This window comes from Psychrobacter proteolyticus (assembly GCF_039762275.1).
Taxonomy (GTDB): domain Bacteria; phylum Pseudomonadota; class Gammaproteobacteria; order Pseudomonadales; family Moraxellaceae; genus Psychrobacter; species Psychrobacter proteolyticus_C.
Genome location: NZ_JBDLOB010000001.1, coordinates 259,933 through 272,274 on the forward strand (window position 1 = coordinate 259,933; position 12,342 = coordinate 272,274).

Below are 12,342 nucleotides of genomic sequence, written 5' to 3' on the forward strand. Positions count from 1 at the left end.
GGGATAGATAAAGTAGGACAGTATAGAACGCCAGATACAACAAAGCCCCTGATATCAGGGGCTTTAGCTGTTCTATAAAATAGTATAGGACTATGTAATGGTACCCGGAGCCGGACTTGAACCGGCACGCTATTGCTAGCGAGGGATTTTAAATCCCTTGTGTCTACCAATTTCACCACCCGGGCAAAACTTGTTTTATCTAAAATGTAAACTAGCTGATAGACCATCTAGTTACTAGATAAGTGGTCGCTATTATAATCGGTTGTGATAATAATGCAAGCCAAAATTAACGTAAAGTTAATAAATAATTGGAGGCTGGAGTCGGAATCGAACCGGCGTTAACGGAGTTGCAGTCCGCTGCATGACCACTCTGCCATCCAGCCAATCAAGGTCGCCTATATTAGCAAAAATATAGTAAATTACAAGTCCTTTTTTCGTTAAAAACAGCTTATTTATCATCTTGTCTATATTTAGCCCCAGTTTCAGGACATTTATGCTATTAATAGGCTTTTTCAAGCAATCAGTAACCCAGCGTTTAATGATGATGATTTAAAATATAGTGCGCTAAACTATATCTCTATTGTCACGTTTGGCACTTTTCACATCACGATAAGTGGCCGTGCAAATTAATACGAGTACGCCAAGAGTAATGGCAGGCCAAATTAAGATATATAAGCCGTAGATAAAAACGTTGTCCATGATATCTCCTTATAATATTGCTAAATGAGTAGCGATTAGCCAAATACTACTGGCCAATCGGCACTCGGATAAAGCGACTTTGGTTTAAGATTTAAGTGATGATGGGATTTCCGACTTTTTATCGTAATTGCCCACACGCTGCTTAATTAAGTCGAAGTCGAAGTGTTCGTCTCCCATCAGGCTGATAATCACACAGACGACGGTACTAGCGCCATAAGCGGTTAGAGAGGCTAGTAGGACCATATATTGACGTAAGAAGCCAGTAGCGAAGATAAGCATCAGCACAAGCGTGATAGCTGCGGCGACCATGCCAATCTTACGACCTAAGAACCCAAAGACCATTAGACCAATAACGACGGCTGCACCGACACTAGCCAGTATTTCAAAGAATAGGGCAGTGACACCAGTGATTGGAAGTAATTCGAAACGGGCAACGCAAAATAAGAGTAGTCCGACGATCACTGCTGAGGTAAAGGCAGTATTGGTGACGCGATTCCAAAACACACTGGCAATTACAGGGAAGACAATAGCACCCCATAGTGCACCCACAAACACTAGCATGACGAGAATATCAAGCTTAAAGCTCGCAAAAATTAGTCCAGCTGCTGTCGCAACAATCATCGTGCCACGACCAATTAGCATCATCGTTTTAGGTTTGACATGGCCTTTTTTGGCGATGTTTTTACCGTAGACATCCGCCATCATAATAGTTGATAGCGCTGATAAATCTGAGTCAGCGGTTGAGGATAATGACCCAATCACTAAAATAAAGAATAAGGCGATAAAGACAGGATGCAGATAAGTACTGACCATTTGAGGAATGAGGTTATTCATATTGCCATCGAGTGGCTCCACGCCAATCGTCACAGCCATTAGTCCAATCATACCAAGACCAATAACGATACCAGCATAGCCGACTGTGGCAGTGATAAACGTCGCTTTAATCTTGGTTTTATCAATCGCAAATAGGCGCTGAGTGATGGTTTGATTACCGATAGCATATGCTAATACAGCGACAAAATAGGGTGCACCTTGTTGAAAGAATGCCTCAGAGGAGAAGAAGTTCTGCTGTTCTAACGTCAGGTTTGACAGTCCACTAACCATGACCTCAGGGCCACCCATAGCGAATAATACGGCGGGGATAATAACAATACCAATGGCCATTAGAGCGACCAATTGGGCAAAATCAGTAAAAACAGATGCTCGAAACCCTGATGTCAATGTATAGCTCAGTACACCGATACCTGCGATCATTACTCCTGTTTGGAACGATAATGGTGATAAAACTGACACCAGTGCTCCAGCAGCAGTAAAGTTGACCATCAAGCTAATTAAACTGCCCATAATATTGGATATGGCTAAGATTAATTGGCTTGATGAACCGTGGCGGGCATGAATCAGTTCACCTAACGTATGGCCGTCTGGTGCCAATTCACGAAAGCGCATACCGAAAGGGTAGATGAACAAAATCATCAATGCACCCCAAAAGCCATAATGTATCGGCCCTGAGACGCCGTATTTATAACCAGAAGTAGCCGCAGCATAAAATGAGGCCGCCCAAATCCAAGTGGCGGTCATGCTGGCTGCACCCATACCGAAGCCAACACCGTGACCTGCGACCATAAACCCAGAAGTCGTCTCTTTATCTTTTTTAATTAATAAAGACAGCAAATAGGTGCCGCCATAAAATGCTAATAATAATAAAATAATCGTTAATGATGAAAATTGGAACAATGACTCAGTTTTCAAACTCAGACCTCGCAATTGTTAGTTGATGAATAAAGTTCAGTAAAAATGAAAGATACCAAACCATTAGGAATACAGCACAGCCTACACAGCCCTCATACCGAACGTATGTGGCTAATATAAATAGCGAAAGTACCAACTGTAGTGGTAAGCAAATACTAAGTGTCGCGCCCAAATCTTAATGAGACAAATAGTGTCAAATCAAAAAGACAGGGACTACTCTCAATAGGCGTCAGTTAATGGGTAAACCATCACGCTATTAATAGGCATACACAAAGGTAGCTACGTGCTAAAGAAAACTCATGTAATGAGTGTCTATAGCGGAATTACGAATAAGCACTAAGCCATGATGGCATGACCCGAACTCGATTTAGACAGCCTTATCAGCTGTAATAAGCAATAGGTAGAAAGTCTCTACTCATCTATTGCGATTGATGTGTTACTAAGCAGCATTAATAAATAAAACTACATATTTGTTAAGTACCTGTAACATATTTGCGCGGTAAGAGTAACCTATTACGTCACTAACCTCAAACATTATCCGATATTTACCAGATAATGACCGCAGATGACATATAAGTATTTATTTAAAGGGATTTAATAAAATATTTAATAAAATATTGAAAGATAGGGTTTTATTATGAGCAGCATCGAGTGATATATCACTATGAGCTAAATTATAACTATGAGTAAGTAACTGAAACTTTCATTAGAAAAAATACATAATGAGCGATAGATGGTTGCTCTCAATGAACAAGTAGAAGTGAATTTTTATATATTATCTTGTTTGGTGTAGTAAGTGACTCGGTTATCACGTAAAAATCCAGCCAATCCAAGTTCGTAACGCTCAGCCACGCGCACCGCTGTACTGGTAGGTGCTGACATGCCAACTAGCCACGAGATTTGACTTCGAATAGATTTTTGAACCAGCTCAATAGATAGACGCGAAGTCATGAGCACACAGCTAACGTCTGCTTTTTGGCGTAATTGCCAACCGATAAGTTTATCGAGTGCATTATGGCGGCCTACATCCTCAAATAAGTATAGCTGCTGATTATGTATCGTTGCTGCGGCGTGTACTGCACCTGTCAGTTGATGTGTATGCTGCGCAGCATCCACTTGTTGACGCAGTGCCAATAGGTAGTCAAGACTTGGAACAGTCGTCTTAGCACTATCGTTGCTTGTCGATTGATTATGGTCGGACTGTAGACTGCTTTGAGAGTAAGCACTTAAATCAGGCAAAGCTTGGGTTAGTCCAGTAATACCGCACATACCACAGCCTGTACGCCCTGCTAGCTGCCGTTTTTGTGCTTGGATACGTTGATGGCAGCGTTGGCTCAATACCAACTCCACGACATAGATATCGTAATCTTGAAATTGCTGTAGGCTTTGCTCAATTGATGCTGAATCAAGATCTTCGTCATTCGAATCTTGAGCAAACTGCTGATAGCTAGCTAGATCTGCAAGATGAGTCACTTCCCAGTCGAGTAGCTCGTGACTGTATTGAATTAAGCCTTCGCTAAATAAGAACCCAACCGCTAAATACTCTAGCTGATGAGGACTGGCCATCAGTACAGCATAATGAATTCCATTAATGATGATAGAGACCGCAGCTTCTACGGCTAAGCTGGTGCTCTGAGGCTCAATTTGAAGGTGAGAGTCATGATTAGGATTATTGTTAACTGACGGGTAATGATGCTTTTGTGCGAAATGACCACGAGCAAGTGGTGTCTCTGACAACCTCTCATCGTTAGACAGCTCAGGTGCAACTCTCTTAATGTCAGTTGAATTATCCATCATAGCGGGTTCAATAAAAGCCTCACTTTGCTCAGCATTATTTTCAATAGTTATCACGGTTTATTATGGCCTAAAATTATGAGTGTGCTTATGGTCATATAGAGGTAGAGCCAATGAAATTTTCATTCTCATTGGCCCTCCACAATATGATTTACGCAGGCGTAGCGATCGATGTATTTGCCTCTATGCGCTCTAAAACGACGGTCGTCGATTTGTACGCTGGGATATGAGAATCTGGCGCATGTGTATCTAAATCAAAGAGGTCATTGCATTCAGGATAGTAAGCAGCAACAGCGTTAGAGGCAATATCCATCTCGCTCAATACCAATGGGCCTAATACACGCGGTTGCTCTAGGCTATCTTTAGCACGCTGGCGAGTGACCATAACACGGTCACCTTTTTGCCAACCTAAACGGCTTATTTCATCAGGATGCATGAATAGTACATCACGGCGATCCGTTTGACGATAGCGGTCTTTAAACCCAAAAATCATAGTATTGAATTGGTCATGGCTACGGACACTGGTCAATTGCCAAACCTTTTGCGCTGTATTTTCAATATCATCGATATCGTTTGCAGCTGCCATTTGTGCAGCAACAAAAGTAATCGGATATTGTGGTACTTCAAACTGAGCTTTGCCGCTCTCGGTATTCCATACACGATGACGCGCCGCATGATACAAATGAAAGCCACGCTCAGAGGTGCGAATACGCTGATTAAAGTCTTCAAATCCATTAATCGCTTGAGAGATATAGTCCCGAATAATATCGAAATCTTCACTCATCGCAAGCCAAGGAATAGACGAATCGTCATCGAGTACATGAGTCGCGATATCCGCTACGATTTGCGCTTCAGATTTTAGAGTATCACTAACAGGTTTGAGCTTGCCCTGAGTGGGTACGATCTGACACATAGAGTCTTCGATAGTGGCAAACTGCTCACCCTTTGTTGTGACAATACGTTCGGTACGACCTAAGCAGGGCAGGATCAAATTGTTTGCACCGGGGTATAGCATAGTCTCATTGAGCTTAGTACCGACAAATATATTAAGCTGAGTAGTGGTTAGGGCTTGCTCAATAGCGCTGGTATCAGGGGCGGCCACTGCATAGTTACCACCCATGCCCATAAAGACTTTCAATTTACCAGCGATAAGAGCCTTGGCACCTGTGACGACATCATAGCCGTGCTCTTGCGGCATAGGGTGCTCAAACACACGCTCTAAACTGTCTAGTAAGCTTTTGCTAGGACGCTCATGGATACCCATGGTGCGATCGCCCTGTACATTGGAATGTCCTCGTACTGGGGATGCACCGGCGCCGTCGATACCAATCATACCCATCAGCAGGAGCAAGTTGGTAATCATCGCGACATTGTCATCACCCTGTACATGCTGAGTAATGCCCATGCCCCAAGTGCAAATCGTTGCTGGACTATCGGCCACGAGTTCAGCGAGATTGATAATATCTGTCTGAGAAATACCGCAGCCAAGTGTGATATCTGCCCATGTTTGCTCCGTCAGCCATTGTTTTAACGGGTCAAATCCTGAAGTATGAGTGGTAATAAAATCATCATTTATTTTATCGTTTTCGATCAGCCATTTGGCAATGCCAGTCAATAGCGCTGCATCACCGCCGATTTGAATTTGAATAACATCATCGACCATGTCAGCACTTTGACCGGCTGCCATGTGAGTTGGTTTTTGTGGATTCCTAAATTTACTCAGGCCCTGCTCACGCATTGGGTTAATTGAGATGATTCGACAGCCTTGCTCATGAGCATGGGCGAGCATCTCTAGCATACGTGGATGGTTGGTCGCTGGGTTTTGCCCAAACATCAATATCAGCTTGGCCTGTTCAAAATCTTCTAACATCACGGTCGCTTTACCAATACCTAGCTGTCTGCTTAGCATTACTGAGGTTGGTTCGTGACACATGTTTGAGCAATCAGGCAAATTATTAGTGCCAAAGCAGCGTACAAATAACTGAAATAAGAAGGCAGGCTCATTGGTCACGCGGCCTGATGTATAAAATAATGCTTCATGGGGTGAATCAAGCTGCCCCAATTGTTCAGCGATGATGCGATAAGCATTTTCCCAAGGGATAGGGACGTAGCGATCTTGCGCGGCATCATAATACATCGGCTCTGATAAGCGGCCGCTATGCTCAAGCTCGTAACCAGACCATCCTTGTAGCTCGGTGACGGTATGTCTTGCAAAAAAATCGGCATCTGCTTTATGGGTCATGGTCTCGCTGGCAATGACTTTAATGCCGTTTTCACAGACATCGATGGCTTTGTGTGACTTATGGTCAGGCCAAGCACAACCTGGGCAGTCAAATCCGCCTTGAGGCTGATTGCTTTTAAATACACTTATACCACCGCGCAAAAATGTCTTATAATCCATTAGCTTTTGGGTAGATGAGATCAGCGCAGGCCAACCAGCAGCAGGGTGGGAGTAAATAGGAATTTTGCGCATGACAGACCTCATAGATAGATGACAACAGCGAAGCTTGGATAGACGACAACTATATAATGGTCAGTGAAAAGTTCATATGATCATTAACTATAGATAACAAAAAACCTCAAAGAAAAATCAATTCTCTTGAAGGTTTCTGAGGTTGTCGGAAATGGTTGTATCCGACAGGTACAAATTTATAAGTCGTAAGTTATTGGCAGTATTAGCTCAAAAACTTAGCTTAAAATCAGGCTGTCATCTTCAACTTTTTCGCCACGTGTTTGCTCAAACATATCGAGTAGGTCATGTACGGTCATACCTTTGCGAATGTCACCAGCGACATCCAACACGACTTGACCCTGATGCAGCATAACGGTGCGTGTACCATGTGCCAATGCTTGTTGCATAGAGTGGGTAACCATCATCGTGGTCAGTTTGTTGTCCGTGACAATCTTATCAGTCAATTCTAAGACAAATGCCGCAGTCTTAGGATCGAGAGCTGCAGTATGCTCATCAAGCAGCAAAATCTTAGATGGCTGCAATGATGCCATTAGCAGACTTACCGCTTGGCGTTGACCACCAGAGAGCAGACCCATACGATCGGTGAGACGATTTTCTAAACCTAATTTTAAAACGGATAGTTTTTCTCGGAACAAATCGCGGTTGTTCTGGTTCAATGCAAATTTTAGACCGCGATTACCGCCGCGTTTGTAGGCCAAAGCCATATTTTCTTCAATCGTTAGCGCTTCACAAGTGCCCGCCATCGGATCCTGAAAGACACGAGCAACCCAATGCGCGCGTTGATGGGCAGACTTTTTGGTCACATCAATGCCATTTAGCAAGATTGAGCCACTATCGACGCGAGTCGTACCGCTTACTGCATTCAAAAAAGTAGATTTACCTGCGCCATTGGTACCAATGACAGTAACAAATTCACCATCAGCAATGTTTAAGCTGATACCACGTAGGGCAGGGTTTTCGATAGGCGTGCCTGGGTTAAAGGTCAACCGTAAATCGGTGGCTTGCATCATAATCATTATTCCTTATTGTCTCTTCAAGCGAAGCAAGTGTTATTAATACCTGCTTTGACTGTCATTAGGCGCGAACCTTGCGTGATAAAAACTTGGTTTTCGCTTTTGGCAATACCAAGGCTAGTACCACGAGCAGTGCAGTAATCAAGTTCAAATCTTGTGGTCCAAAGCCGATGCTGCGTAGCGTATCGCTTGATAGTGCGACCTGAATAAACAGTTTGTACAATACCGCGCCGACGACAACAGCAAAGGTAATCAGCCAAATACGCTTGGCAGGAATGATTGTCTCACCGATAATGACCGCTGCTAGACCGATAACGATTGTACCGATACCAATTGAGATATCTGCACCACCCTGAGTCTGGACAAACAGTGCACCTGCTAGGGCAATCAAACCGTTAGAAATCGCCATACCGATGATAGTCATCCACGAGGTATTGATACCTTGCGCCTGTGCCATTCTTAGGTTTGAGCCAGTAGCGCGCATCGACAGACCTGTCTCGGTGCTATAGAACCAGTTCAAAAATAACATAGCAGCTGCGACGACGACACCAATAATCAGGCAACGCATCCAATAACCATTACCATCGGTCACCAGGGTGCTAAACACTGTGGTTTCGCCAAGCAAGGGTAGGTTTGGCGCGCCCATGATGCGCAGGTTGACAGAATATAAGGCAACCATGACCAAAATACTGGCAAGCAGCTGCAAGATGCCAAGTTTGACATGCAACCACGCAGTGACGATACCAGCGACTGAACCTGCTAACATCCCAAAAGCACAGGCCAACCATGGGTTGATACCAGCGATGATAGAAATACCAGCGACTGCGCCCCCTAACGGAAAACTACCGTCAGCGGTCAAATCAGGGAAGTCGAGCGTACGAAATGAGATAAGCACACCGAGTGCTACTAGGCCATAAATCAGACCACTTTCAAGCGCACCAAAAAAAGCAATTAAAGACATAAGAGATCAGTAAGTCATAACCAAGTGTCTAGCGTATGGTACCAAGATAAGTAAATGGCAATTGCCAAAATCATCTACCTGCTAAACAGCTAAGCGGTGAATTTAACAGATTAAGCAATCTGCGGTTAGGGTAAACCAAAACATATCACGATTAACAGCGATCATAAGCTACCTTGGTTTGAAGCGATGGTTCAAGGCACTGCAATGTAATCAATAGACCTATCCTCTACTTAACAAGTATCAGATAAATGGCCAGACAAATACAGTACTATTAAACGCACTTTCAAAAAAAGACTCTGTTTAGACAAGAAGCCCAGCCTAATGACTCATAGCTGGGTTTCTTATTTAATCATTAGCCGTATATTTAAGGTATACAACACAGTATTAGTTCGTGTCGCTATCTTATTTATACCTGCTATTTTGAGCCAAATACAAAGGTGCGTTATTCTACCACTTCTTTAGCTTTATCGATAACCGCTTGTGGCAACGTAATGCCTTCTTCTTTAGCATGTTTTGGACTGACGTATAGATCAAGCGCTTGTGGAGTGTAAACAGGGATAGCGCCTGCTTTTTCACCGTTTAAGATACGTACGACAATTTTACCAGTTTCGCGGCCAAGCTCATAGTAGTTCACGCCTAGAGCAGCAACAGCACCGCGCTCAACTGAGCTGGTGTCTGAGGCAATGAGAGGAATCTTACTTTGTTTAGCGATTTGATAAAGTGATTCGTACGCTGATACTACGTTGTTGTCAGTTGACGTGTAGATCATATCGACCTTACCTTCGAGACTACGCGCTGCCATCGCAATGTCATTACTACGCTGTGCAGGCGCTTCTAATACATTGATACCAAGTGGTGTTAGCTTCTCTTTTAGATTTTTTAAGATAATCGTTGAGTTGACTTCACCTGGGCTATAGACATAACCGACGTTCTTTAATGATGGAATGATTTGACGCATCAAATCAATTTGTGGCTCATACGGTAGAGCATCTGATGCGCCTGTGACGTTGGTGCCAGAGCCATCTAGCTTAGGTACCAGTTTTGCTGCTACTGGGTCAGTAACTGCTGAGAATACCAATGGAATGCTGCTAGTAGAAGCGGCAACAGACTGCGCAGATGGTGTTGCAATAGCGACGATAACATCTGGCGCATCAGCGACAAATTGCTTGGCAATCTGACCAGCAGTAGCAGTGTTTCCTTGAGCGCTTTGGAAGTTAACGGTTAAGTTTTCACCGTCCTTGAAGCCTGCTTCGTTTAGCTCGTCGATGACACCTTTACGTACATCATCAAGCGCTGGATGTTCGACGATAGCAGTAATAGCAACGGTCTTCATAGCCGTCGCTGTATCACCACTAGCGGCAGCATCCGTGGAGCCATCATCTTGCGCTGATTGGTTACAACCAGTCAAGATAGCCGTACATACACCGCCTAATAATAGAGCCTTACCGAAATTAAAACGACCAAAACGATTTTGAGACAACATGGGTCTTACTCCTAAAATAATAGTGTGTCCGTACACTATATAAATAATTGACGAGCTAATAGATAGCTTACTACTTTTTATTTGGTTTCGGCATCAATATCAACATTGATGGCGTTTTTTAGTAACTCTGCTGGCAAGCTGACACCTTGTGTTTTAGCGTGCTTAGGACTGACATATAGGGTCAGATCATTCATGACTTCAGGTTTGATGGTGTTGACCGCTTCGCCATTTAACACACGATATACCATCTTGCCAGTGGTACGACCAAAATCATAGTCATTAACACCAAGCGCAGCAGTCGCGCCGCGTTTTACACTGAATTCATCAGACGCGATAATCGGTAACTTTAGCTCATTTGCTGCTTGGGTCATGGCCTCAAAGGCAGACGCAACATTATTGTCAAATGAGGTATAAATAATATCTGCGCGTCCTTGCAAGCTGCGTGTCGCCATACCGATATCCGTTGGACGATTGGCAGGAATGTCTAATAGTGACAGACCTCGTGCTGGCAGCGCTTGTTTTAGGTTCTCACGCAATGACACTGAGTTTGCTTCACCTGGGCTATAGACATAACCGATGGTCTTTAAGTCAGGCTTTATTTGCTGCAATAAATCCAACTGCGGCTCTAGCGGTAACTGGCTTGATAATCCAGTCAAATTGCTTTGAAAAGGCTTGCCATCTGCTGTGATGAGTTTGGCACCTAGCGGATCTGACACAGCAGTGTAGATAATAGGGATAGTGGTGGTAGCGGCTACCACTGACTGCGCAGAAGGCGTTGAGATTGCTACGATCGCATCAGGATTATCTCCTGCAAATTGCTTGGCAATCTGTCCTGCAGTCGCTGTGTTACCTTGCGCACTTTGAAAGTTAACAGTTAGGTTTTGACCTTCAACATAACCATTATCTGCCAATTCATCAATAATACCGCGGCGCATATCATCTAATGATGGATGCTCAACGATTTGAGTAATGGCAATTGATTTGGCAGGTTTGTCTGTAGCCGTGCTATTTTCAGCAGTCGCTGCGGTCTCGGTAGAGGAGTTTGAGCAGCCGATTAGTCCAAGTGTGCTAATGGCACTAAGAGCAACGCCATAGAGGCTTAAGCGTAGAGTAGAAGCGATAGTCATTATTAGGTTAACTCATAGGTTATATCAATCGCAAAAACCAAGTAGATACGGCCAGACTGACTAAGCCTACTAACTTATATAGTAGTCATTTTACTCATCTGTTTGGTGTACTTTGGTCTTTTGCCATGATATTGAAGAATGCAGATTAGCCAAGTCAATGCTATGTTGATGCTGAGATAGCAGGCTAACAATTAAATAAAGTAATCGTTCCATCGATTATTATGTTCATATTATGACAGTAATGTAAGTTATCGCAATAAGAAATTAATGTGTAGCGGTCATGGTGATGGATAATAAAAAAATCATCACTTCTTTTTATCTTATCAAGACGCGTGATGCATTGAAGCTCTTGTGTAGATCTGAATATAACAGATGCCACTAGGGTACTTTTGTTTGCTCAAACCATATGCAAAAGGCTTACATCCTAGCAACGCATCTATTACGTACTCACTTCATAATTAACGTAAGCTAATTTTCATACGAGAAACATGATAATTCTAAGGATAATCCAGTCATTTTGGTGACATTGTGCTGCCATAGTGGATATGAAATAGTCCTATAACTTATCTAAATTTTTCGAATGACTATTTTAAGGATAATATTATGAACACTGCTAATCTTAAATTATTAACCATCGCCGGTATCACTGCTACTTCTTTGATTGGATTGCCTGCTATGGCAAAAGATGGTCATGGAAACGGGCACGGTAATGGACATGGTAATAGCAAAGGTAACTCTGCCCATATTAGTAGAAACTATAAGCATAGCGGCAACGCCCATCCAAGTATTAACGCTTATCGCAATGCTAGCCCGAATGCCTCATTTAAGCGTGATCTTGATAGATACGGTTATAGAGTAGTCGGCAAGATTGATAAAAGGGATTATGATCGCTCTGTCGTTTTAGACCGTTATGATGACCGTTACGTTCGTATTCGTACGCCAGAAAATAACATTGTGACGGTGATTAATGATACGTTGCAGATTATCGATATTTTGAGTAGATAAGTATTTTGAGCAGATAAGTATCAGGCTTAGTTTTTAGT

At 43.1% G+C, this 12,342-nt stretch carries 9 protein-coding genes and 2 tRNA genes; 1 reads left to right on the top strand and 10 read right to left on the bottom strand.

Annotated elements, in window-relative coordinates; genetic code table 11:
- Positions 1-98: 98 nt before the first annotated feature.
- The 10 genes from ABFV72_RS01030 to ABFV72_RS01075 form a co-directional block, all read right to left on the bottom strand.
- Positions 99-185, bottom strand: a tRNA-Leu gene (locus tag ABFV72_RS01030).
- Positions 186-309: 124 nt separating this feature from the next.
- Positions 310-383 (bottom strand) — tRNA-Cys (locus tag ABFV72_RS01035).
- Positions 384-564: 181 nt separating this feature from the next.
- Entirely contained in the window at positions 565-699 is a 135-nt protein-coding gene (locus ABFV72_RS01040) for a putative transporter small subunit (RefSeq protein ID WP_211181310.1), read from the bottom strand.
- Between the two features lie 84 nt (positions 700-783).
- Entirely contained in the window at positions 784-2,433 is a 1,650-nt protein-coding gene (locus tag ABFV72_RS01045; protein WP_224737969.1) for a sodium:solute symporter family protein, read from the bottom strand.
- Between the two features lie 783 nt (positions 2,434-3,216).
- Positions 3,217-4,299 (bottom strand): formate dehydrogenase accessory sulfurtransferase FdhD, encoded by a 1,083-nt coding sequence (gene fdhD, locus ABFV72_RS01050; RefSeq protein ID WP_347161912.1) that lies wholly within the window; start codon positions 4,297-4,299, stop codon positions 3,217-3,219.
- A gap of 94 nt (positions 4,300-4,393) precedes the next feature.
- Positions 4,394-6,715 carry an FdhF/YdeP family oxidoreductase gene (locus ABFV72_RS01055; RefSeq protein ID WP_347161914.1) on the bottom strand — a complete coding sequence of 774 codons (2,322 nt, stop codon included), beginning with the start codon at positions 6,713-6,715 and terminating at the stop codon, positions 4,394-4,396.
- Between the two features lie 215 nt (positions 6,716-6,930).
- Positions 6,931-7,725, bottom strand: a complete 795-nt coding sequence (locus tag ABFV72_RS01060; protein WP_057759272.1) for an ABC transporter ATP-binding protein — start codon at positions 7,723-7,725, stop codon at positions 6,931-6,933.
- Between the two features lie 64 nt (positions 7,726-7,789).
- Positions 7,790-8,689 carry an ABC transporter permease gene (locus ABFV72_RS01065; RefSeq protein ID WP_101204314.1) on the bottom strand — a complete coding sequence of 300 codons (900 nt, stop codon included), beginning with the start codon at positions 8,687-8,689 and terminating at the stop codon, positions 7,790-7,792.
- 442 nt (positions 8,690-9,131) lie between these two features.
- The gene (locus tag ABFV72_RS01070) at positions 9,132-10,172 is read right to left on the bottom strand and encodes an ABC transporter substrate-binding protein (protein ID WP_347161917.1); all 1,041 of its coding nucleotides are present in this window, start codon (positions 10,170-10,172) and stop codon (positions 9,132-9,134) included.
- 77 nt (positions 10,173-10,249) lie between these two features.
- Complete coding sequence (locus tag ABFV72_RS01075; protein WP_102094939.1) at positions 10,250-11,299, bottom strand: ABC transporter substrate-binding protein; 1,050 nt, start codon at positions 11,297-11,299, stop codon at positions 10,250-10,252.
- A gap of 603 nt (positions 11,300-11,902) precedes the next feature.
- Between ABFV72_RS01075 and ABFV72_RS01080 the strand changes: the two genes are divergently transcribed.
- Positions 11,903-12,304 (top strand): hypothetical protein, encoded by a 402-nt coding sequence (locus tag ABFV72_RS01080; protein ID WP_347161919.1) that lies wholly within the window; start codon positions 11,903-11,905, stop codon positions 12,302-12,304.
- The last annotated feature ends 38 nt before the right edge of the window (positions 12,305-12,342 follow it).

What these genes read in the sequence shown, in the direction of transcription:
- ABFV72_RS01060 (WP_057759272.1), bottom strand. Translation starts at nt 7,725, where the DNA reads ATGATGCAAGCCACCGATTTACGGTTGACCTTTAACCCAGGCACGCCT.
- ABFV72_RS01080 (WP_347161919.1), top strand. Translation starts at nt 11,903, where the DNA reads ATGAACACTGCTAATCTTAAATTATTAACCATCGCCGGTATCACTGCT.
- ABFV72_RS01075 (WP_102094939.1), bottom strand. Translation starts at nt 11,299, where the DNA reads ATGACTATCGCTTCTACTCTACGCTTAAGCCTCTATGGCGTTGCTCTT.
- ABFV72_RS01055 (WP_347161914.1), bottom strand. Translation starts at nt 6,715, where the DNA reads ATGCGCAAAATTCCTATTTACTCCCACCCTGCTGCTGGTTGGCCTGCG.
- ABFV72_RS01070 (WP_347161917.1), bottom strand. Translation starts at nt 10,172, where the DNA reads ATGTTGTCTCAAAATCGTTTTGGTCGTTTTAATTTCGGTAAGGCTCTA.
- ABFV72_RS01040 (WP_211181310.1), bottom strand. Translation starts at nt 699, where the DNA reads ATGGACAACGTTTTTATCTACGGCTTATATATCTTAATTTGGCCTGCC.
- ABFV72_RS01065 (WP_101204314.1), bottom strand. Translation starts at nt 8,689, where the DNA reads ATGTCTTTAATTGCTTTTTTTGGTGCGCTTGAAAGTGGTCTGATTTAT.